A 23915-nucleotide genomic window follows, 5' to 3' on the forward strand; every position below is an offset into this window, starting at 1 on the left:
GTTGGGCCATCCCAAATTTATTTAGCAGAGCCAGTATCCAACCTTACTGGCGACCCATAAGCCATAAAAGACAAGCATTGGTGAAACAGCTGATCACCACCCCAAATCCCAAAGATAATATTATGGGTGCCTGAACTGACGGTCAGGAATCGCCACTTAATTGGCCACGGTAATTGGATAGAAGATGGTTGGATGATTGCTTCTAAATGCTTTTATCCTTAAATAAGGTAATCGTGAACATACTGCCTTCACCTTCTTTGGTGGTGACATTTATAACCCCTTGGTGGTTTTCTACAATACCTTTTGCAAGGGATAGGCCTATACCGGTGCTATTTTTTTGGGTGTTATACTTTCCTTTATAAAAGCGCTCAAAAATGTGAGGCTTGTCTTTGTTAGTAATTCCTGCTCCGTTATCTTTTACCTCAATTTTTACAGCTATTGGTGATTGACTTGTTTGTATAGCTATTTTGCCGCTATTAGGGGTGTGTTCTATGGCGTTTTTGATAATATTGCTAACGGCCTCTGCGAGCCATTTTTCATCGTGAGACATATAGATATCATCTTCAAAATCAGTGTTAATTTTTATATCTTTTTTCTGCCATAATTCTTTTAACGGCTCCATGGCTATAGTAACTGTTTTGGTAATGTCTTTTATCTCACGTTTAAATTCTAACGACTTTGTCTCAAGCCTTGCCATGATTAATAAATTTCTGACAAGCCATTCCATCCTCTCAACTTGCTGCTCAATTTTTACGGCAAACACTTTAGTTTCTGCATCTTCACACTCCACATCCATTGAAAGCTCATTAAATACTTTAATAGAAGAAAGGGGAGTTTTTAGCTGGTGAGAGATGTCGGAAATTATGTTTTTATGCAATAGCTTTTCTTTCCACTGTCTTTTTTGGGCTGCTGACAATGTTTTTACCATTTTATTAAAGCCGTGACTTAATTTAGCTATATCTCCTTCTACTTCCTCACAAGGAATAGGAATAAGATCGCCTTCCACAATGTTTTCCACATGGTTAGCATAGCTGCGAATTTTACGATAAAGCTTATTTAAAAACCATAAGGCTGCAGTCAAAAACAGAGCTAATGATATTAAGGCTAAGGCTAGTACAAGGTTTAGCTGTATACTTTTGTAGTTAGAAAAAGTCTCATTAGCTGCAAGTGGCAAATCTTGTGTATAACCATACTTTTTAGCTACATCTTCCCCCAATTCTCTAATCTCTTCAGAAGGACCTCTGGTAAAGAGAGGCACTAGCTCCTTTTCTAGCTCGGGGTGCTGGTCTGCAATATACCCCATGATAGCTATGTTATTTTCCACAGTTTGCCTGTGTAAACTTTCAAGGGCATAATTAAAAGCCACTACCATTAATACCGTAAGCAGCAAAAAAATAATCAAAACCCACTTTATAAACTTTCTCACTTCCTCATTTTCCAGCAACGCTAACATACAGTACACCCCCTATTTATTCCACTTATACCCCATACCTCTAATTGTTTGAATAAGCTTAGGATTTGAAGGGTCCTTTTCGATTTTCCCCCTAATACGCCTTATGTAAACAGATAAAGTATTGTCATCTACAAAGTCTCCCGATTGATCCCATAGTTTATCTAAAATAACAGACCTTGTAAGTACCTGGTTTGGATTGTTGATAAAAACAGTAATTAGCTTCCATTCTATGGGGGTTAAGTCGACTTTTTGACCATCTTTTAATAATTGTGCTTTTAGAAGGTCGACTTCAATATCGTTAAACTTTAAGTAAGAGGTGGGTTTATCTTCAGACCTTCTCCTAAGAACAGCCTTAATCCGTGATATTAGTTCTCTGACTCTAAATGGTTTTGCAATATAGTCATCCCCGCCCATATCTAAACCTAAAACCACGTTAACCTCCTCGTCACAAGCTGTTAAAAATATTATTGGGATAGAGGACTCCTGCCTTATTTCTTTGCAAAGGTCATATCCACTTCCGTCTGGAAGCATAACATCTAGTAAAATAAGTTTATAAACTCCTTCAGCAAATTCCTTGCGAGCCTGAGCAAGATTTGAAGCAATGTTCACACAGAATCCCTCGCGCTCTAAAGTATACCGAATCCCCTCGGCCAGCGTAATGTCATCTTCAACTACAAGTACTTTACTCATTTTTCTCCCCCCAATTTATAAATAATAATAGTTGTTAATCCGCTAATTTCAATAACAGTAATTATATACACTATTACAGTAATTATATAGTAATAGTAGGTGAATTAATAGATATTTAAAGTATTTTGGTGGTTGGCTGGTAGCTGGTGGCTGGTGGCAGTTGGATAGAAGATGGTTGGATTGTTGGATGGGAAAGGCTTAGTATTAGCTACCAATTACTGTCTGGGCCGGCACAGAGGCACGGCCCCTACCTCTTCGAGGGAAAACATTGGCTCTGGGCAACATTGTTTTTTAATGCTAACGGTTAAAAAAATAACCCAACGGTTTTGTCCGTTGGGTTATTTTTTATAAGTTTTTTAGCATTTCTCTTACTAAAGCTAGCGAGTTGTTTGCTGCCTTTTGTACAAACTTTGGAAAATCAACATCGGCTGTGCCGTCGGCTTTGTCTGACATAGCCCTTATTATTACAAAGGGAATATTATTTAGGTAACAAGCTTGTGCCACCGCTGCTCCTTCCATTTCTACGCAGTGTCCGTTAAATTCATCGGCTAGGTTCAGCGCTCTGTCTTTGTCGGCGATAAACTCATCCCCTGATAAGATTCTTCCCTGTATTATCTGTGGAAAACCTTCAATATTTTTACCACTTTCTAACGCCAATTGTACTAAGGCATCATCGGCGGCAAACTCTTTTTTGTTAAGTCTGGGAACTGTCCCTGGCTCATAACCAAAGGCGTGAACATTAAGGTCGTGTTGTATACAGTCTGTGGACACAACTACGTCTAAAACATCCAAACTAGCCGCTAAAGCTCCTGCTACACCCGTAAAAATGATGTTATCCACACCATAATCGTCTATCAAAATCTGTGTACAAATAGCAGCATTTACTTTACCAATTCCACAGTGTACTAAAATTATCTTTTTGCCATCTATCTTGCCTTGATAAAAGGTTAGTCCAGCCTTTTGATTTTTTTTTACATCATCCATAGCCTCTCTAAATAGAGCTATTTCCTCTTCCATTGCTCCCATAACTGCTAACATTTATAAACTTCCCCCTAAACTACCTTTTTTTCTTTTAGCATGCTTCCAATTTCATGGGATACCTTCCAAATATCGCCGGCCCCCATAGTTATTACTAAGTCCCCTGGCTTAACTTTGGCCTGAAGCTCTTCTGTAATGTCTTCGTTTGAACCTATATATTTAGCATTGCTTCCTAATCCTTTAATTTTATCAACAAGGCCTTCAGAAGAGACACCTTCTATCGGCTCCTCTCCAGCTGTATATATATCAGCAATAATTACTTCGTCAGCGTTTTCAAAAGATGCTGCAAAATCATCATAGAAGTAGTAAGTTCTAGAGTAACGCTGTGGTTGGAATATGGCAATCAATCTTCGGTGGTTTATTTCCTTCGCTGCCTGCAAGGTAGCTTTGATTTCTGTAGGATGGTGCGCATAGTCATCTACAATAAAGAAGTTTCTATCCCTGTGGATAATTTGAAATCTTCGCTTAGCTCCACCAAAACCTTTAAACACTTTACTTATTATAGAAAAGTTCACCCCAAGCTCTAAAGCCACAACAGCTGAGGATATGGCGTTCAAAATGTTATGCATACCAGGTACACTAAGTTCAATCTTACCTAGTTTTCTACCTCTATGATAAAGGTCAAAGAACGAACCTTTATCCTTATATTCAATATTTTGTGGATAATAGTCATTTTCTTCCGCTAACCCATAGGTTATCAACTTCTTCTCCGTACCTAATGTGACTTCCTGGATGTACTCATCATCGCCAAAAACGACAGCTTTTCCATCAGGGGCTAGGTTACTTAAAAAGTCTTTGTAGGTACTTAAAAGCTTGCCAAAGTCGCCATCATAGTGTTCTAAGTGGTCAGCTTCGATATTTGTTATAACTGCTATTTGTGGCCTATATCTTAAAAAGGAATGATCACTTTCGCAGGCCTCTGCTACAACGATCCCGCTTTCGCCTAAGCGTGCATTACCTTTAAATTCGCCCAGTTCGCCGCCTATTAAAGCTGTAGGGTCTTTATCCCCCTTTTCTAATAAAAATGCAATCATAGAGGTTGTGCTAGTTTTGCCATGGGCACCAGCTACCGCAACCCCATGACCACTGTTTAAAATCATCGCTAAAACTTCCGATCGATGATAAAGAGGTATATCTAACTCTTTAGACCTAGCCAGCTCTGGGTTGTTATCTGGGATTGCGGTAGAATAAATAACCACGTCAGCCTGCTCTACTTGCTCTGCCTTGTGGCCGATAAAAACCTTTGCTCCTTTTTCAAGCAGACTTTCTACCAGCTTAGATTTATTTAAATCAGATCCTGTAACCTCATATCCTTTATCAATAAGTATGCTAGCTATGGCACTCATGCCATAGCCTCCTATCCCTATAAGATGTATTTTTTGTTGTCCTCGTTCAAACATTTTGGCTCACCTTCTTTTTTTATTAAGCAGTAGTGCTTTCTTCCTCTACATTCTCACTACCATCATCTTCTTCTTCATAACCAAATCTTCTTCGCATAAGCGGCATTAATCCACAAGCAATACATATTAAAATTACCGATGTAATTTGAGCAGCAGTGAATACCCCGAAAACCTCAGGATTAGTGCGCAAAAATTCTATTAAAAACCGGCCTACACTATATATAATAATGTAGCTTAAAAAACCTTGCCCTCCAAATGTGCGTCGCGGGCGCTGCCATAATATAAACCCATAAATTCCGATAGCTAAAGCTACTAAGTACAGCTGTGTCGGATGATATGTTGAAGCTGTAAATTCTCCAAATGAAACTCCCCAAAAACTTTCTGTAGCTATCCCGTGACAACATCCATTTAAAAAACATCCAAGTCTACCAAAAGCATAGGCCACCGGTATCAAAAGAGCAGCTATATCCGCAGTTTCCACTATAGAAACTTTTTTAATCCTTAAATATATAATAACCGCCAAAGTCCCTAATATTAGTCCACCGTGAAAAACTAAGCCCCCTTGATTAAAAGCAAAGACGTCTAAGGGGTTTTGAACATAGTGACTAAAATCATAAATAAACACATAATAAAGTCTTGCCCCTATCATACCAAAGACAATAGCTAATAAAGAAATGTCTAAGGTATCGTTAGGCTCCACCCCGATTTCATGAGCCCTTCTTCTTAACCCCAAGATAACCGCTACAAACCCTAGTGCTATCATTAATCCATAACTATGTACCGTTACCGGCCCTAATTCTAATAATACTGGATACATAATAACTCCCCCCATTTTTTGTTATTTCTGGTGAAACTATCTGATAATTCCCACTTACATCTTACCCTTTATAAAAAATGTTGTCAATTAAACCAAAAAACCAAACAAACCTTCGGTTATCCACACTATACACAGGTTTATCCACAGTATTAACACTTGTTTATAGTGGTTTTGCACCAAACTATCCACATTTTCCACAGATATCGACAAAAAACCTTCCACCTTTTTGTCCACAATCGACAATACCACATTTAATTAGGCTGTGGAATATTATCCCCATTATCCACAGCCTAAACTTCAATCTTATTCACAACTCATCATTTTTAGTCATTTAATGACATAGAGCTATAAGCGTTTAAATCCAGCGGAGCAAAATCTTGAGCTATAAACTGGTGAAAAGCTACCGCACCAATCATAGCGGCGTTATCAGTGCAATATTTTAAAGGTGGATAATAAAGATTTAGCTTTTCTTTTTGGCACCTTTGACTCATAAGCTCACGAAGAGCGCTGTTGGCAGACACCCCTCCTGCCATCAGTACATTTTTGACTTTTTTATGCTTAGCACACTCTATAGTCTTATCCACAAGAACATCAACCACAGCCTGCTGGAAAGATGCACAAACGTCCTCAACATTGATCTCTAATCCCTTTTGCTTCTGGTTGTGTAGGTGGTTTATAACCGCAGACTTTAAACCGCTAAAACTAAAATCATAGCTACCTTTCTCAAGGTGAACCCTAGGAAACTTTATGCTATCTTCACCATTTTTCGCCATGTTATCCACAATTGGACCTCCAGGATACCCTAAATTCATAGCTCGAGCTATTTTATCAAAAGCCTCACCTGCAGCGTCGTCTCTGGTCTGCCCTAATATTTCATAATTAAGATGCCCATCCATATAAATCAAGTCGGTATGCCCACCCGAAACTATCAGCGTCACCAAAGGAAACTCAACCTCATTATCTATAAAATTTGCATAAATGTGCCCTGATAAATGATTTACTGCTATCAACGGCTTATTAAGAGAAAAAGCTAAAGCTTTAGCTGCAGACACACCTACCAAAAGCGCCCCAATTAAACCAGGGCCATTTGTTACTGCCACTGCATCTACATCCTCTAATGTTAGCCCTGAACCTTTTAAAGCTTTTTCTATCAGCGGTATAATCCCTTCCATGTGGTAACGAGATGCAACCTCTGGTACAACACCCCCAAATTCCTTGTGGATATCTATTTGGGATAACACCTCATTTACCAAAACTTTATTTCCATTTTCCACAACCGCTACTGCTGTTTCATCACAAGAAGTTTCAATCGCTAGTATTTTTACTGACATCTGCTTTCACCTCTTTAATTTCTGTCAACCACATCAAAAGTGCGTCCTCATTGTTATCTGTGTAATAACCCTTACGCACCCCCATAACCTCAAACCCCATACCTTTATAAAGATTTTGCGCTTTATGGTTAGATTCACGTACTTCAAGAGTAACTGAGACTACTCCCTTTGCCAAGCACAGATCTAGCAAGGCTTTGATTAACGCTTTGGCTAAACCTTTACGTCTATGAGAAGGAAGAACCGCAACATTAGTTATATGACACTCATCTAAAATAAACCAACCACCAATAAAACCTACCGGCTTGTCATCAAAAGTCACCACTAGATAATGGGCTAGGTGATTGTCGTTAATCTCCCTTTTAAATGCCTCTTCACTCCACGGAGTTGGAAAAACCTCCTTCTCTATTTCATGAACGGCAGGTATATGAATTTCGGTCATAGGTACTATTATATATTGCCCCATTTCCTCCACTTCCTAACTTTGTCTACTACACTGTAAAAGCTTGCGCTGCGCTTCAGCTAAACGAAGATATTCAACATCTAAACTTGCCAAATCATCTCCCCCTGCCTTGTTAAATTTATTATAGGCTAGGTATCCAACACCGCTAGCTCTTGGTGTTATGTTTTGTGGTAGCACATAGCGCCCTTTGTTACCTAGTTTTTCTTTTATCTGCTCTTCAAATGACTGTAGATAATCTCCTAAAAACACCGCCGTTTTACCGACTTTTTCAATCTCATCTAATAGATCATTAAGCTGAATACTTTTAGGGGTTAGTTTTTCTATGTATCTATTTTGGTCATACTCGTAAATCGCCCCATAAACTTGATTTCTTCTTGCGTTAAAAATTGGCACCACTAAACTGCCAAAAACATTACTACTGTAAGCTAATGCTTCTAAGCTGCTCACTCCCACTATTGGGATTTTAAGACCATAAGCTAACCCTTTAGCAGTAGCCATACCTATCCTAAGGCCGGTAAAAGAGCCAGGCCCCTTTGCTATAGCAATTAGCTGTATATCTCTTAAGCTAATATTAAGGTTGTCCAACAACGATTTTATGCAAGGCAGTAATTTCTGAGAGTGGGTAGTTTTGGTATTTATCACCTGCTGCCCTAACAAAGCTTCACCATCGTTTACTGCTATGCTACAAGTTAAAGTAGATGTATCGATACTTAAAATCAACAATTACAACAACTCCTTAGCAATAGTTCTGCCTTTTTCTGTACATTTAAAACAAACTTCTCGTAAGTTTTCCCCCAGTTTGTTTATAGTTATAAAAATATATTCAATCCCATCTTGTTTTAAAATATCCTCTGCTCGTTCGCCCCATTCTAACACGATGATTCCACCGGTTAAAAGATAATCCTCAAATCCTAGATCGTAAATCTCCTCAGCCACCTGTAGCCGATAAAGGTCAAAATGAAACAATGGCATTTTCCCGTTATATTCTAACACGTATGTAAAGGTCGGGCTTTTCACATAATCCTTAATCCCAAGCCCCCATGCCACTCCCTTTGTAAAAGCGGTCTTGCCGGCACCTAGATCGCCAGATAATAAAAGTACATCTCCGGCTTTGAGTTTTTCCGCTAGACTTTTACCTAATTCATAAGTCTCTTCTGGACTGTTAGTTTGAACACAATTCATTATTTTTTTCTCCTTTTGCTTCCCTTTTATAACTTATAGTAAATAAATTATATCCTCTTATAGCCTTTTTTTCAAACTTTAGCAAAATATAAGGCTTCCTAGCAGTGCAGCACTTTAAAGTCAAAGCGAGCATAGAGTTAAAATCAAAGCCATTTAGAAAACAGAAAATAAATTCTATCAATTAACAATGATAACTGGGACATGATAATATACCCTAGTGATATCCCTAACCCCAGATAAAACACCCATTTACCCATAGACCCCAAGCCAATAACTACTTTATTTTCAGTTTTAACATGGTTAAAAAAAAGCAGCACACTAGCAGTAAAAAGCAGCGACAAAATATTAGAAATAGATGTAAGAGGGGTAGTAGCCAAGACTGTTACTTGGCTCCAAAGGGATGCGCCAATAATTCCCCGCAAGGAATAGGCGCAACCTATCCCTAATAAAAAAGCCAAAGGAATTTTAGCTATCCATTTATTTTTTTCACTATATCTAAAAACTATCATTCCTCCCAAAACAATCGGTATAAATCCTACTATCATATCACCTTGATACACAGTTTGGTGTAAGTATTGTTGTACAGTGGCTATACCCCAAAGCATTACAATAGCAGTGGAAACTCCAATAAAGATATTCTCCACAATCATATATAGAAAGTTGTCTTTAAACAAGTAACTAAAAACAACCAAAGTTAAAATAACCCCCACATAAATATCAAGCTCTCCCATCTTTATTTCCCCCTTATAATACCAATGGCCGCATACAAGGACTGGCCTATGATAACAACAACTATAAGCCATGCCGTCATGGTCTGAGCAGCGAGGTTTCTACTAGCCTTGCTTTCTACCTCCAACAGCTGCTCATATTCTCTAGCTGATGTTAAGCCCCATAACCCTCCAGCTAGATCGCCACTATCCAAGTAAGGAAGGTATCTAGGGTATTCAGCGCTGGGAGCGGCTACAACTACTGGTATGTCCTTTCCATAGCTAAGCTGCTCTATATAAACTATCCCTCCCGTGTTTCCTTGGGATAAAGACACTATCATATCTATATCGTCTAGATTTTTAATCTCTTCCATCATAGCAATAGACCTTATGTTCACCCTATATATATCCTGAGGATAAATATCTGCAATATCTCTAGTAAGTCCCTGCATCACTGCTGCCCCTCCAGGTCGATATCCCAAAATAACATAGTCCACTCCGTATTTTTTCCCGCCTTTATCCATCTGCTCAAATATACTTTTTGAGATGTGGGAACCTTGGGCTGAATGAGCCACTGTTACGACCTTAACATCCCGAGATAGTAAATGGTTAGTTAGCACGTTAGAAAGGGGAAACATCTCTCCATAGAAGTGTCCCTCCCAGTCATAGGAAAGTAAAATAACACTATCTGCAGGCAGTTCTTCAATTATGTTATACACTTCTTTTGTATGTTTTGAAATGGGAAACTCATAGACTATGTTTTCACCGAACAAAAAAACTCCTAAAATTGCCGTCGTAAGTATTGCAACCTTAAGTACAATTTTATAAGGCTCTTTTGTCATAAAGCCACCTCAATTCAAAAATTCTTCTCTTCCATCTATTATTGTCCTTATGCAGATTACAACAGCAGATAGCGAAACTCCTATAACAAACCCTCTAACTGCCGGCAGCAAAAAAAAACGGTCTATTATTTCCTTGATTGTTGGGTAATAGCCAACTAAAAAAAGATTTACAACAATAGTTGCAGCGGCACTTAGAGATATTACTATTGCCTTAAAACCATGTAATGAGTAGCTCTTTATCACTGCATGCACCGTAAAAAATAGCAGAAGAGCCAACACAGTCGATGTTATGGGTATATAAATATTAGAAAAAATATAAGAAAAAACCGCGCCGTTGCTCCCTCCCCATAATCCCGCTACCATAGTCACAATAAATGATAAAATCAACGCAACCTTCCCATGCCACCCCTTATCTTGTGCTAGAATTTTTTTTACACTGATGCTAAATAAGTTTGTCACCCCCATCACCAAGGTAAATGCCGCGATAACTACAGCCCAAATTTGAAACTTTAAAATCAAATGTTTAGATAGATAAGGGAGCGTAACAAAGTAATCCATTACCACAAGCATACCTACGACAAAAACTATAATTGATAAAATTTGTTTTTTTATGCTAACCCCTCCCCTTTACAGAAGTTTTGTTACAGTCGTAATAATGGCACCAAAAACAACTGAAAATATCAAAAATACCTTTATAAATATTGTAGCCAAAGCACTACTTCTATCTTCTATAGAAACAGAACTAAAAAGCAGTAACTCCTCACCCATAAGGACCAAATCGCAGCAAAGGACAAAAAAAGGCAGCTGCTCAATATTTGCTGTCCCTCCCACACTCAAAGAACTTGTACTACCTCCTGCTAAAATAGCAGACTCTGCCCAAAAACTACCAACCATAATATTTGTTTCAACTTTTTCGTTTTTATTTGTACTTAATACACCTAATGCATAAGCTAAGTTTTGCCCAGCTACATACCTAGTTTTATTAAAATCCACAGCATAATGTCTTCCCCTAAACTCAAACTGTGATGTAACTACCTCTTCGGTTATAGGTATAATCTCAGCGTTTCCAACAGTTAAATAAATTTTCCCTGGCAAACTTCTTTTAGAGACTATCTTTAAAAAGTCCACCACAGCTAGAGTCTGATAAACTTGTCCTTGAGATATGCCTTCTAATCCCAAGGAGACGTTAACAGGTGCTTTACTATCTTTTATTTGTGAGGCCACCTTATTTGCTAAAGGTTTCCAGTTTACAATATCCTTATACCTATCTAGATTTCTTTGTGATAAATATGCTGCGAAGGATATAGCTAAAATAACTAAAAGTTCCCACGGATTATTTATAAACTCAAGCATCCTCCTGCCCCTTATCAGTCATAAAAAGTATAGCGCAAGGATCTAGTAAGTTCTTTATATCATCTAAGGCACGTCTAACTGGCGCAGCCGTTTCCTTAAAGATATCTAAAACAATAATCATGTCTTTTTTTTCAAAGATACCCTTTAGCTCTTTTTTCATATCAAACCCTCCTGCTAAAATAAATATACACTTTGCACTTAGTAAAATATATTTAAGTAAAGAAAGCATTAGAACGCTTAAAATGTGTAAAAATAGCACAAAAATAAATGACTTTACTATACGCTGTTAACTCCTGTCGTTAAGCCTTCTGCGCCCTGCCAATAGCCTTCTAAAAATTTCTTTATTATTACATCAAAAAATGCTTTACTTTTTGTTATAAATAATCTAAATTTAGAGGTGGCATGTATTTTATATTAACAAGTTAACATAGGGAGGGATTTGTTATGGGAAATCCATTTAAAGTCATTAGTAATAACAAAAGTCCACAGAAAAGGTTAGATGAAAAAAAGAAGACATCTGATTCAGCCATATCTGCTGAGACCTTTGTATTTTTGTTTGTGCTGGTTGGGTTTTTCGGTTATTTAGCTAATCAAATGGGGTTAGGCATTATGTTTTCAGTGTTCATGGAAACGGCCCATGCACTACTAATTGACACGGTTTTTCTAATTATGGCTATCGCAGTGCTAGCTGGTGCATTATCGGCACTTCTTTCAGAATTTGGGGTTGTTGAACTTATTAACAAGATTATCTCCCCTATTATGAAGCCGCTATATGGCATGCCTGGAGCTGCTTCTATAGGTGGTGTAACTACCTATCTTTCAGATAATCCAGCTATTATCTCCTTGGCAAAGGACAAAAAATTTATCAAATACTTTTACAAGTATCAAGTTCCTGCACTGTGTAACCTGGGGACAGCCTTTGGAATGGGGCTTGTGCTTACCACTTACATGATAAGCTTTGGAAATGAATTTATCGCTCCCGCCCTAATAGGAAACATCGGGGCCCTTATTGGATCAATTGTCAGTGTTCGGATTATGTTATCCTTTACCCAAAAATACTATAAGGCTGACTTCGATGACATAGAAAAAAAAGAGTTTAATGAGAACTTTGAGGAGGCCGTTGATGATACTGACGACATTGATTTCATCCCTGACAACCCTCCAAAAACTGATAACTACTTTGAAAGAATTATAAACTCCATTTTAGAAGGCGGAAAAAACGGTGTAGAAATGGGTTTAGGTATAATCCCTGGTGTTTTGATAATCTGCACAGTTGTTATGATTCTAACCTTTGGCCCTTCCGGCATGGAAGACGGTGTAGCTGTTTATGAAGGTGTCGCCTTTGAAGGAGTAGGACTGCTTCCTAAGCTAGGAAGCTACATCCACCCAATCTTACAACCGCTGTTTGGCTTTGAAAACGTAGAAGCAATAGCTTTTCCTATAGTCTCCTTAGGAGCTGTGGGAGCTGCCATGGGACTTGTGCAAAACTTTTTGGAAACCAACATAATTACTCCTAACGACATCGCTGTTTTTACAGCTATGGGAATGTGCTGGAGTGGCTACTTAAGTACCCATGTTGGAATGATGGATGTTCTTAACCTAAGAAAACTATCGAGCAAAGCAATAATAAGCCACACAATCGGCGGTTTAGCTGCCGGTATATCCGCCAATTATATCTATCAGCTCTACGCCTTAATCTTTCTATAAAAATAATAGGGGCTGTCACAAAAAGAGAAATATCCTCTCCTTTTGTGACAGCCCCTAACTTTTTATCTTTTTACATATATCTTTTATTTTTCAGTAAAAGAATTTCATCTTTAAACGACCTATGACTTGCAATCTTTGTATCGTACTTTCCCAGCTTAAAAACTGTTTGGATGGCATACCCTTGGGTTAACGCAACCACCACAGTGCCTACACCTACACTCCCACCTAGCATCGCGCCCGCTATAACAGCTGTTATTTCTATAGCTGTTTTCACTACAGATACTGGTAAGTTCAATTTCTTTACTAAACCTATCATCAGACCATCTCTGGGCCCTGCACCTAACCCAGGCTTGAGATAAAAATATATCCCCAAACTCAACACCCAAACTCCTGCTTCTAGCAAAACTAGCTGACCTATAAAAGTTTCCGGAGTAAAAATAAGCGAGCTTTTATTTATCAAATCTATAATTATCCCCACAATAATCACATTAAGTACAGTTCCAATCCCGGCTAAAATACCCAAAAAATAGCTGAGTATAACAAGGACTAAACCTGTTAGCTGTGAAGTTTGCCCGAAAGTTAAAGGTGTGTGGTTCATAACTCCGGTATGCAAAACATCCCACGGCCCAAGTCCTAGACTTCTAGCGTTATACATCATTGTTATCCCCAGTGCACATAGGAAGTAACCTAAAAATAACTTTGGCATTTTAGGTGCCGTTTGTTTATAAAAATCTTTTATCATCATTATTTCCCCTAAATTTTATTTCGACTCTTAAATATTATACAGTATTAGCAGATTGATGAACAATAACTTTTTTTTACGATTCTTTTACGATTCAATAGAAAAAGCAAGAAACCACGGTTTTATGGTTTCTTGCTTTTTCTATTACTCACCTTTTACTTTAATTCCCTCTGTAACCTCATCACAAAGTTTTACAAATTCTTTTTCATCAACTTCTTCTCTACTTCCGTATCTAAAGGAGTTGTAAATGTTTGTAACTATACTTAATGGTTTTTTAATTTTTCTATCTCGCTTAACACTTTTAACTAAAATCTTATTAGGGGTGTCTGAGCTTGCAATAGTTACTCCATTTTTATTTAAATTCAAGAGCATACTCCTATATTTTCTTCTAATAGGATGCAAGTCTTTTAGATACTTTCTTTGCTTTCTTTTATCCGCTATTGAGTCTTTTACCTTTTTCATCATCTGGTCTAATATTGGGATATGCTCTTTTTGTTCTTCATAGCTATTTACCTTCTTATTTTTACTGAACATGTATCTTCTAATAACCTTATATATCAAAAACACTATGGCAGCTACTATTGCAATAGAAATTAGCCTTACTATAATAGCAATAAAATTCCCCTGCGAAGTTTGTATGACTTCATCTTCTCTTGTAAGCATCGCTGCAAAAGTAGCAAGCTCTGCTTCTACCGGTTCTGGTTCTTGGGAAGTTGGCGTTACAGTAAAGTAATTCATCAGAGCATCAATCGGTCGGAATAAGACTGTCACTATAAAAAGCGTAATATAATGATTTAGTTTATCAAAAAAGTGACTTGTTGAAGAGTATATAAAATTTACACCTCTAAAAAACACAATATAGGTTAAACCAAATATAGTTAGTGGCGCTACTATGCTAGTTAGCAAGGCCTGCTTTAAGCTTATGCTATTACTGGGAAGCAGATTGTTCTTGGCTATGTACTTCCCAATTATCGGATCATCCTTTAAGCTTTCATCGGTGGCATTGCGAAAGTACAGCTCATGAATTTGATTTTGAATGTTTAACAGCAATATTAACATAAGGTATACAGCAAAATATCTAAAAGTCAACGCAAAAGCATCTTGCAAATTAAACCCGATAATTGTATAAGTGTTTACAATAGCTAAAAAATAAACTGCTGTTCTGATAAGAACTTTTTTGCCGAACTGGGTTATGGAGATATTATCCTGGGGCGTGTTCAAAAACTTAAACAAAAAAAGTACAGGTATCGATAATAATAGGAAGGTTAAAAATATAGCTCCAAAACTTCCTCCACTTAGTATATAAGAAAACAACCCAATAGAAGTTAAGGTTCCGGCAAAAACAGATTTTTTAAAATTCTCTTCGTTTATTAGGTTTTTCTCAACCTTTACCTCAAAATAAATAAAAGCTGTTAATATAGCTAAAATGTTTAACGCATTCAATAGCAAAAATAAGGAGATATTAGAGCTTTGGCCTATTATCAAAACATAGATAGGTACAATAAAAACAGCTTCAGTTAAGGCTTGAAAAAAGGTTCTACTTAAAACTAACAGCTTATCTCCCATCTTTTAACCCACCTTCTTTAATGACTTTCACTTCACCAATCTCTCTTAAAACAGGCCAATTCTCCAACTCTTCTTCATAGGTATTTATTTCCACGATAAAACCTCTTAGCCTAAGGTCATTTAATGCATCAATCAACTTGTCATTTAAGTTGTAAGTTGTTAACGAGATAACGGTTGAGCGAGTTAAGGTGTTTGCTACATCATAAAGAAGGTTTGTGATATCAATATTAGCGTACTCCATTATCTTAGCTAACATCTGAAAACAACTTGCTAAATGGCCCTCACCCCTGTTAGGTGGGACTATTATACTCTTTATACTCTCGCCATGAATAATATAGTTTGTAGCAAATCCATATTCATATTGTTTTTCCTCTGCTAAATGTATATATGCTGCTACTACCTCAATTAACCGCTCTGACAGTGGATGTCTACTAGTGACGTGCTCCGACCTATCATAACCTAAATCTAAAACATACAATATCGAAACATCAGCTGAATAATCATTTACTTTGACCTGTAAATCTCCAGTTTTTGCTGATGCTTTCCAATGTATTTGTTTTATAGGTTCATTAAATGTATACTCTCGCACCCCACTAAAATAAGTAGGGTCATCCATAATCCAACGTTTTACAATGTTCTCTCCTAGGTATGAGTTCTCCTTAATTATCAGCTCTTCTATAGGATAAAGCTTTGGATAAACAACAAACCTTACTGGACAATCGTACTCATTTACAACCTTTTTAAACCCAAAATAGTCACTTGTAACGGCCTGAATCTTATTTAGGTGATAATAACCACGCTCTTTAAAAAAAATTTTATACTTATGCTTTACTTTTTGAAACAAAAATAAAGATAATAAAATGTTATGCGCCGATATTTCACCATGTTTATATTGATAGCTTTTTTCCTCGCCTTTAATAGTTAATCCACCAGGCATATCATACCTTATCGTAAGCCATAAAAGTGGAAAAATTTTATTATTTACTATCTCAAGGTTATAATCCGTCTCTTCCTCAGGGAAAACCTCTTGATCGCCGCTCCACCTCTTAATATTAAAGTTTTTAAATGCCACCCTTTCCCAATCTGCTACACATTTATAATAAACAAAGGAAAGCCCTAAAATCATAAGAATTAGCTTCCACATATAATCACCTGCTTACTACTTGCTCTTCTACGGGGGCTTTTACTTCTTTAAGTATATTTTTTATTACACTTAAACTATCCTCTCCCTTTAACTTATTAAGCCCCGCCGTTACAATCCTATGGCCTAAAATTGGTTCAACCATCTTCTGTACATCATCTGGTAGCACATAATCTCTGCCATTTATCACTGCAAAAGCTTGAACTGCTTTAAATAAAGCAAGAGAACCCCTTGGGCTTGCGCCTAAAGAAATTTGCTTATGGTTTCTAGTGTGCTGCACTATCTTTACGATGTATTTTTTAATATCTTCACTAATATACACATCAGTATATTTTTTTTGCATTTTTAGAATATCTTCTTTTGCCAAAACTGTCTCTAAGCTATCTATAGGATTTTCCTTTCTAAAACGGTTTAAAATCTCCATTTCTTCCTCAAAATTAGGATATCCCATGGATATTTTCATCAAAAATCTGTCCATCTGAGCTTCTGGAAGAGGGAAAGTTCCTTGTTGCTCCACTGGGTTTTCGGTGGCTATTATCATAAAAGGGGAGTCAAGCTTATAAGTTTCACCGTCCACAGAAACCTGAACCTCCTCCATAGATTCTAGAAGACTTGATTGAGTTCGTGGTGTAGCTCTGTTTATTTCGTCTGCCAAAACTATATTGTTAAAAATAGGACCTTGTTTAAATTCAAACTGACTTTGCTTTTGATTATAAAAGTTAATACCAGTAACATCCGAAGGCAAAAGATCCGGAGTAAACTGAATTCTGCTAAAATCACAATCTATTGATTTTGCAAAAGCTTTAGTTAGTAAGGTCTTTCCTAACCCAGGGACATCCTCTAACAACACATGTCCTGAAGTTATTATCGACACTAGCAGCTGGTCGATAACCTCCTCTTTACCCACAATTACTTTTGAGACATTTTCTTTAATTTGATTACATTTTCCCTTGATACCCTCCATAAAAATCACTCCCTATATAATTATATACTTTTTGCGTTAACATTTAACTTTCTATAAAGAATATTCAAATTCCTTCAAAACTAGGAAAGTTAATATTTGTTAAAAACCCCTTTCACTTCACCTAAGATATATAAAGACCACACGGATTCTTAATTTCAATCTGTGTGGTCTTATCGACGCCCTTAAAAGACCGTTAAGGTTTCTTTTTTTAAAATGGTTAATGGCTTTTATCTTACTTATATCATTGTAATTTATTGAGCACCGTTGCTGCTTGTTCAACCTTTTTCACAGTGTTTCTTCTGCCGGAGATAAAGTATCCTGCTATCACTAAAACTGCTGTCACTGTTAGCAGCACTGCTATCCCTGTTTGCAGGTTAACGGAGGGGTTATTTAGTGTTGTGGCTATTTCTCCGTTTATTATCTTAGGTATGTTTAGATAAGTAAAAGGAGATAGATGGGCCATTTCTGTTAGCTCTTGGCTTAGGGCAAACCCTGCTGCTCCTATTAGGGCTGTGGTTGCCAATACGCTCATTTCTCTTTTTAAAAATAGGGATATAAATATCGATAGCGCTATAAAAAACATAGCTACAAAGGTAAGTAGCACTATACTTTCTGTCAAGAATCTACCTAAGTTCATAAAGTGAAAGCCTACGGTAAAGTCTTCTATATCCACTTTATGCCCATCATAGTCTGAAGCCTCTACCTCTGCTATGCTGTCGTAGTTTAAGATTGGATATTGCCAATCGCCAAAGCGCTCAAAGACTGTTCCCACTAAAACTACTAATAGAAATATAGATATACAGCTTAGCACCGCAACCACTTTGGAGTTAAAAAGCTTGCCTAAAAATATCTTTTTCTCAGCTATAGGCTGGGTTTTGAGAAGGTTTAATGTGTTCTTTTTACCCCGCTCGGAAGCTAAGCCTCCACCTAGCAGAAACAAAAATATCGCCAGCGGCACAAAGTAAATGTATCTTTCAAAATAAAGGTATAGGGAAAACAGTCCGCTGTTGTCTATTTTTGTGTTAAATTCTAACCACATATTGAAGCCATCCTGGGATACTCCACCCCATCTCGAGTACATAGTAGTGGGAATAAACTCGCCGGCAAATACTGGCTGTATATCTCTTTCCATTAGCCATTTTTTTTCTTTAATACTGGCTGTTAAACCCAGCTGACCAATACTATCTCCTTCTCCATACCTAAAAGCTCCTATATCAAATTCTTGGTTGTTCAATCTAACATAGTAAAGTTGGTATTCATACAAAGGTTGCCAGTCACCTTTTGAATACCCAACTACTGCTGCTTTCTTCATTTCAAGCTTCTTAGTGAAATGGTCTAACGCTTTTTTATCCAACTCTGTTTGCAAATTCGAACTATTTCCTCTTTCCTTAGCAAATTCAATACGCTCTTCATAACTAGCTATCTGGCTTTCTAAAAAGCGGGTATTTTCTATATCAGCTAGGTATTCCTGTTCTTTTTGCACAGCTTCGTGGGTGATTATTAAATGGGCAAAAATAACTAAACATGCCAGCATTGCAAAAGCTTTTAACAGTACTCCTCTTCGTTTCAACTTCCGCCACTCAAAAACATTTATCTTCCAGATGCTTAGACCCTTGTTTACATTTCCATTCTTATAAGGTTTTTTAATATGGGAGGAATAAAGTAAGCTTAGTTCCCTTTCCGGCACAAATGCCTCCACCGCCAGTATAATCAGACTCCAACCTATGGCTACTAAGGGATAAAGCCAATCTGTGTTTTGCGGTATTTTGCTTAGAATTTCCGTAAAGTACAAGTGATAAAATGGATTAAACACTGATTGCATAAAGGTAAATATATCTGTGATAAAATAGCCAATAACCATTATAAAGCCAGTCATCATTATTGCTGTAAAAGAATTTTTGCCCCATCTGTTTACAAGTAAACTTATGCTAAACATAAATAAAGCAGCACCCAAAAACAATATTGACGCTCTTACAAGATACTCAAGTGTCGATATAATTGCAAAGCTGTCTTGTTGTTCGAGAACTTGGGGGTATTGAAAATTTAATGGGTAATCCCAGTACCAGTATTGTTCTACAAAAGTATAAGGAATTGCTACGGCTACAGCTAATACTATTAAAATAAAAAGTATAGTAACTAGCATCAAACTAACATACTTTACCCATATAAGATTCCAATCACTTATGGGCTGAGTTTTTAGAGTTAACCATGTGTTTTCTTCCTTTTCTTCGGTAACAGAGGAGCCAAAGAATAGTAGCAAAGCTAAAAGCCCCACTATTCCTAACAAAAAGGTTATGCTTTCTTTTGCCAAAAGATGAATAGACTGTGGCGCACTTTCATCTTCATAATAAAAACCCTGTTCTATTAGCCAAGCATTTTTTTGGGTAACTATTTCTTTTTCTTGCCCAACAAGCCTTGGAATAGGTTGCCCACCTTGCTCCTCGTATTGCTCTAGTAAACTTAAAAACTGTTTTTCATAAGCTAGTGCATCGTCAAAATGGTAGTAATCTATAAGCCTCCGCCAAGTTGATAAAGTCCGTAGCATTTGTTGAGTAATCTCATATTGTTTTTCTTGGCTTTCGCTTAGACCTGTGGCTTCTTCTATCATCTTTAAGTTTTCTTGAACTTCACCTATTCCTCCTATATAACCTCTAACCCTCCTCATTTCTACATCTTTGATATTTGAAGATTGTGATGTGTTCAAATAGTATACACCAGATGTGGCTAAAACAGCTATAATTAACAGCCATAAAAACTTCTTTTGTTTAAATATCTTTTTAATTTCAAACTTTAATAAACCCATAAAACATCACCTAGCTTCCAACAAATATCTTTTTGTAACGCTCCTCTGATCCCCATATCTTTTTGTCTATGTCTAGTAGCTTTACTTTCTTTTCGTCTAAGGTATGGAATACTTTATCTAAGGATGCTCCTTCTATGAACACCCGCAAAGTTTCCTCCAGTCTTTCTACTGGTATATCCTGCTGTTTTAGCGCTTTTTCGCCCTTTTCTATGTTGTCTAGTTTTAAGTCGTAGCAGGCTTTTTCATATTTGGAGATATCTTCTTTGATTAGGTTTCCGTCTTTTAAAAATAATATTTGAGATGTTACTCTATCTATTTCTGCTAGGTTGTGGGAAGATAGCAAAATAGCGGTGCCGCTATTGTATATCTCTAAAAGGAGATTGCGCACCTTTATGGCGCTGGTAGGGTCTAGTCCGTTTAGCGGCTCATCTAGTATTAGAAGTTTGGGGTTGTTTAAAATGGCCATGGTCAGCAGAAGGTGTTGTTTCATGCCCAATGAATATTTGCCTACCTTTTTGTTGATGTACGAGTCTATCCCCACCCTTTTTGCTGTGCTTAGTATCTCTTTTTTTGATATTCCCTGGACATCTCCTATAAATTGCAGGTGGTCGTAGCCGGTTAAATAGTCGTACAGTACAGAGTTGTCCTGCATGTATGATATTTCTTTAAAGATGTTAGGGTCTTTGTTGATCTTTCCCAGTACGGTAACTTCGCCTTCGTTGGCAGGCAGCAGGTTATTGATGACGTTTAGTAAGGTAGATTTACCGGAACCGTTTGGGCCTACTAAAGCTAATATCTGCGGCTGAGTCATTTCAAAAGAGATACCTTTTAGTACCTTCTCCTTGCCATAGGATTTGTGGATGTTTTTTACTGATAAAATCATTTTTACATACCCCCTGTTTATTTTTCTTTATTTTTTCTTTGTTATATAAATAGACGTGAAATATACTGAAAAGTTTCAGTTTACTGAAATAAATTCTTCAAAAACAAAACTATAGCCAATGGAAGCTTTACTTACCCACTGATTGTTTGTCAAAAGCCCATTAACTTATTTTAAAATGGTTAATGGGCTTTTGTTTCTTTATCATTGTGATTTGCTTTTTAAGTCAGCTGTTGTTTGAGTGCTCTTTGACACAGTGTTTCTTCTGCCGGATATAAAGTATCCCGCTAGCACTAAAACTGCTGTCACTGTTAGCAGCACCGCTATACCTGTTTGCAGGTTTACACCAGGATTATTTAGTGTTGTGGCTATTTCTCCGTTTATTATCTTAGGTATGTTTAGATAAGTAAAAGGAGATAGATGGGCCATTTCTGTTAGATCTTGGCTTAAGGCAAACCCTGCTGCTCCTATTAGGGCTGTGGTTGCCAATACGCTCATCTTTTTTTGTATAAATACAGACAATAACATAGCCATCGATGTTATAAAGATCGCTATAAATCCTAGCAGAGCGGTGCTTTCTAGTAAATATCTGCCTAAATTTATAAAGTGAAACCCTTGGTTTGTGTTTTCTATTTTATGTCCAGTGTAGTTTGAAGATATTACTTCAGCTTCACTATCATAATTTAGTATAGGATATTGCCAGTCTCCAAAACGGTTAAATACAGTCCCTACTAAGATGACTAAAAAAAACACTGCTATACAACTTAGTACGGTTACAATTTTTGCATTAAATAGCTTGCCTAAGAAAAGTTTGCTTTCAGAAACAGGTTGAGTCTTTAAAAAGTTTAAGGTGTTTTTTTTGCCTCTTTCTGTCGCCAAACCACCACCTAGTAAGAATAAAAGTAGCGCTAGTGGTATAAAGTGTAGATGTTTTTCAAAGTAAATATATAAAGTAAATAGACCGCTGTTGTCTACTTTTGTGTTTTCTTCTACCCATATTTCTTTAGCTTCTGTATCATTTCCCCATCCGCCGTAAAAGGTGGTTGGTATATATATCCCTGAAAAAACTGGCTGAACACCTTTCTCTAACATCCATTCTTTTTCTGCAATGGATGCCTCTAGGGTAAACCTCCCTAATTTTTCTTGTTTAATTGACTGGTCAGCAACATAGCCTGTATCAAATTCATTATTATAGAATCTGTTTAAGTAAAGTTGATATTTATGCATTGACTTCCAGTCTTTACTTCCATGCCCCGATATCGCAGCTTTTAGTTTATTAATCCTGATATTATAATGCCTATGTCCCTTTTCACGCCATAATAGCGTCCTCTCATATACCTCTTTGTCGTAATTTTCTTCTACATATTCTACTTCTCGTTGCATAGCTTCTTCAGCATGGGACAGTTTCTCTTTTTCCCACTCCAACTCTTGCTCTAAACTTGCAATATAAGCGGTCTCTCTTTGATAAGTTTGCTCTGATACTACCGAATAACCAAATAGTACTAGCAAGGCTAGGATAGCATAGACCTTAAGTAGCAGACCTTGTCTTTTTATTTTCCTCCATTCAAAGGTGCTTATATTCCAAAATGTAAAGTGACTTTTTTGGGTTACTCCTCCTTTATAAGGTTGTTTTGTGTCTGAGGTAAAAAGCATGTTTATTTTCCCTTCCGGGATAAAAGCTGTCATGCTGGTAAGGGTAGTGCCCCATATTACCCCTGCTAAGGGGTATAACCAATCTGTTGGTTTAGGAGTTTGATTTAATATTTCAGAGAAACGAAGCTGAGCAAACGGGTTTGCCGCCGTTTGTAGCGGTACGTACATTTCGGTGATTGCATATCCCATTATAACTGTAAATATCGATAGCATTGTAACTGTAAAAGGATTTTTTGCCCATCTACTTAGTAGCAAGGCTATACTAAATGCAAAAATGCTTGCTCCTAGAAAAAGCATTACAGCTCTTGTTATATATTCAGAGGTTGAGATGATTGTAAAATGGTCACCTTCGGTCAGTATTTGTGGGTATTGAAAGTTTATAGTATGGTCTCCTAGGACATATGGAATGCCTATCCCTACTGTTATTACCATTAATATAAATAAAACAGAGACCAATACTAGGCATATATATTTTGCCCCTATTATCTGCCAATTGGATATAGGTTGTGTCTTTAGAAATTGCCATGTTTTTTCTTCTTTTTCTTCGATTAGTATGTTCCCAAAAAACAAAAGTAAAAGTGTTATGCCTAGAAGGCTAAATAAAAAGGTTGAGCTTTCCTTTAATAACAGATGTACAGAGTTAGGCACCTCTTCATCTTCGTGAAAAAGATTGTGCTTATTAAGCCACTGATGCTTAGCAGCTGCTATTTCTTTTTCTAGTCCATGAAATGACGTCAGTTGCCCTCCCAGTTCTTCATACGCTGTTAGATTAGCTAAAAATTCTCCCTCGTAGTGCATTGCATCGCTAAGCTGTCTGTTTTCTAAAGCCCCTCTCCAACGAATTAAACTAACCCATATGTCTTGGATAGCGTCTAGCTGTTTTATTTCTAAAGGATCTAATCCTACTTCTCCCTCCAGCTCTGTTAGAAACCTTTGTTGTTCGCCCACTTCATTCATATATGTTTCGTTAATTTTTTCTAGAGTTTGCTGTATGTAGTTAGGGTGCTGGGAAGAGTACTGCCAATAAATAGCAGCGGTAAATAAAATAGCTACGGTCAAAAGCCATATAAGATTTTTCTTTTTAAATAGTTTCTTTACTTCAAATTTTAAAAGTCCTAAACCCACTCTTTTCACCCTTTCTTGTGTACTCTTTATTTATGTTAAAAAAGCTCTTCTAAAAAGAAGA

22 protein-coding genes are annotated in these 23915 nt (G+C 37.0%); 1 reads left to right on the top strand and 21 read right to left on the bottom strand.

Going from position 1 to position 23915, the window contains the following annotated elements:
• Positions 1-202: 202 nt before the first annotated feature.
• From PRVXH_RS12125 to PRVXH_RS12190, 14 genes are all read right to left on the bottom strand, one after another.
• Positions 203-1453, bottom strand: coding sequence for a HAMP domain-containing sensor histidine kinase (locus PRVXH_RS12125; protein WP_353893016.1), 1251 nt, complete (start codon positions 1451-1453; stop codon positions 203-205).
• Between the two features lie 12 nt (positions 1454-1465).
• Positions 1466-2143: a response regulator transcription factor gene (locus tag PRVXH_RS12130; protein WP_353893017.1), complete on the bottom strand. Its 678-nt coding sequence runs from the start codon at positions 2141-2143 to the stop codon at positions 1466-1468.
• A 345-nt stretch (positions 2144-2488) separates the two neighbouring features.
• Entirely contained in the window at positions 2489-3181 is a 693-nt protein-coding gene (locus tag PRVXH_RS12135; protein WP_353893018.1) for a 5'-methylthioadenosine/adenosylhomocysteine nucleosidase, read from the bottom strand.
• 14 nt (positions 3182-3195) lie between these two features.
• Entirely contained in the window at positions 3196-4581 is a 1386-nt protein-coding gene (murC, locus tag PRVXH_RS12140) for a UDP-N-acetylmuramate--L-alanine ligase (RefSeq protein WP_353893019.1), read from the bottom strand.
• A gap of 22 nt (positions 4582-4603) precedes the next feature.
• Positions 4604-5398 (bottom strand): prolipoprotein diacylglyceryl transferase, encoded by a 795-nt coding sequence (lgt, locus tag PRVXH_RS12145; protein ID WP_353893020.1) that lies wholly within the window; start codon positions 5396-5398, stop codon positions 4604-4606.
• Positions 5399-5721: 323 nt separating this feature from the next.
• Positions 5722-6729: a tRNA (adenosine(37)-N6)-threonylcarbamoyltransferase complex transferase subunit TsaD gene (tsaD, locus tag PRVXH_RS12150; protein ID WP_353893021.1), complete on the bottom strand. Its 1008-nt coding sequence runs from the start codon at positions 6727-6729 to the stop codon at positions 5722-5724.
• The gene (rimI, locus tag PRVXH_RS12155; RefSeq protein ID WP_353893022.1) at positions 6704-7192 is read right to left on the bottom strand and encodes a ribosomal protein S18-alanine N-acetyltransferase; all 489 of its coding nucleotides are present in this window, start codon (positions 7190-7192) and stop codon (positions 6704-6706) included. The genes tsaD and rimI overlap by 26 nt, the downstream gene beginning before the upstream one ends.
• A gap of 12 nt (positions 7193-7204) precedes the next feature.
• Complete coding sequence (tsaB, locus tag PRVXH_RS12160) at positions 7205-7912, bottom strand: tRNA (adenosine(37)-N6)-threonylcarbamoyltransferase complex dimerization subunit type 1 TsaB (protein WP_353893023.1); 708 nt, start codon at positions 7910-7912, stop codon at positions 7205-7207.
• Positions 7913-8371 (bottom strand): tRNA (adenosine(37)-N6)-threonylcarbamoyltransferase complex ATPase subunit type 1 TsaE, encoded by a 459-nt coding sequence (gene tsaE, locus PRVXH_RS12165; protein WP_353893024.1) that lies wholly within the window; start codon positions 8369-8371, stop codon positions 7913-7915.
• A 143-nt stretch (positions 8372-8514) separates the two neighbouring features.
• Positions 8515-9102, bottom strand: a complete 588-nt coding sequence (locus tag PRVXH_RS12170; protein ID WP_353893025.1) for a hypothetical protein — start codon at positions 9100-9102, stop codon at positions 8515-8517.
• Positions 9103-9104: 2 nt separating this feature from the next.
• Positions 9105-9920: a hypothetical protein gene (locus PRVXH_RS12175; protein ID WP_353893026.1), complete on the bottom strand. Its 816-nt coding sequence runs from the start codon at positions 9918-9920 to the stop codon at positions 9105-9107.
• A 9-nt stretch (positions 9921-9929) separates the two neighbouring features.
• Positions 9930-10478, bottom strand: a complete 549-nt coding sequence (locus PRVXH_RS12180; protein WP_353893027.1) for a hypothetical protein — start codon at positions 10476-10478, stop codon at positions 9930-9932.
• A 69-nt stretch (positions 10479-10547) separates the two neighbouring features.
• Positions 10548-11273 (bottom strand): DUF6754 domain-containing protein, encoded by a 726-nt coding sequence (locus tag PRVXH_RS12185; protein ID WP_353893028.1) that lies wholly within the window; start codon positions 11271-11273, stop codon positions 10548-10550.
• On the bottom strand, positions 11266-11433 hold the full coding sequence (locus PRVXH_RS12190; protein ID WP_353893029.1) for a hypothetical protein: 168 nt from the start codon (positions 11431-11433) through the stop codon (positions 11266-11268). Before PRVXH_RS12190 ends, PRVXH_RS12185 begins: the two co-directional genes overlap by 8 nt.
• A 284-nt stretch (positions 11434-11717) precedes the next feature.
• Between PRVXH_RS12190 and PRVXH_RS12195 the strand changes: the two genes are divergently transcribed.
• A complete protein-coding gene (locus tag PRVXH_RS12195; protein WP_353893030.1) occupies positions 11718-12980 on the top strand; it encodes a hypothetical protein in 1263 nt (420 codons plus the stop codon).
• Between the two features lie 70 nt (positions 12981-13050).
• Here the strand turns inward: PRVXH_RS12195 and PRVXH_RS12200 are convergent, their stop codons facing one another.
• The 7 genes from PRVXH_RS12200 to PRVXH_RS12230 form a co-directional block, all read right to left on the bottom strand.
• Entirely contained in the window at positions 13051-13722 is a 672-nt protein-coding gene (locus tag PRVXH_RS12200; protein ID WP_353893031.1) for a membrane protein, read from the bottom strand.
• A gap of 144 nt (positions 13723-13866) precedes the next feature.
• Positions 13867-15288: a hypothetical protein gene (locus PRVXH_RS12205; protein ID WP_353893032.1), complete on the bottom strand. Its 1422-nt coding sequence runs from the start codon at positions 15286-15288 to the stop codon at positions 13867-13869.
• Positions 15278-16432, bottom strand: coding sequence for a DUF58 domain-containing protein (locus PRVXH_RS12210; protein WP_353893033.1), 1155 nt, complete (start codon positions 16430-16432; stop codon positions 15278-15280). Before PRVXH_RS12210 ends, PRVXH_RS12205 begins: the two co-directional genes overlap by 11 nt.
• 4 nt (positions 16433-16436) lie before the next feature.
• The gene (locus PRVXH_RS12215) at positions 16437-17393 is read right to left on the bottom strand and encodes a MoxR family ATPase (RefSeq protein WP_353893034.1); all 957 of its coding nucleotides are present in this window, start codon (positions 17391-17393) and stop codon (positions 16437-16439) included.
• A gap of 241 nt (positions 17394-17634) precedes the next feature.
• Positions 17635-20196, bottom strand: coding sequence for an ABC transporter permease (locus tag PRVXH_RS12220; RefSeq protein ID WP_353893035.1), 2562 nt, complete (start codon positions 20194-20196; stop codon positions 17635-17637).
• Between the two features lie 10 nt (positions 20197-20206).
• On the bottom strand, positions 20207-21079 hold the full coding sequence (locus PRVXH_RS12225) for an ABC transporter ATP-binding protein (protein WP_353893036.1): 873 nt from the start codon (positions 21077-21079) through the stop codon (positions 20207-20209).
• Between the two features lie 201 nt (positions 21080-21280).
• Positions 21281-23854, bottom strand: coding sequence for an ABC transporter permease subunit (locus tag PRVXH_RS12230; RefSeq protein WP_353893037.1), 2574 nt, complete (start codon positions 23852-23854; stop codon positions 21281-21283).
• Positions 23855-23915: the final 61 nt, after the last annotated feature.

The sequence above is a fragment of the Proteinivorax hydrogeniformans genome (assembly GCF_040515995.1).
Lineage (GTDB): Bacteria > Bacillota > Proteinivoracia > Proteinivoracales > Proteinivoracaceae > Proteinivorax > Proteinivorax hydrogeniformans.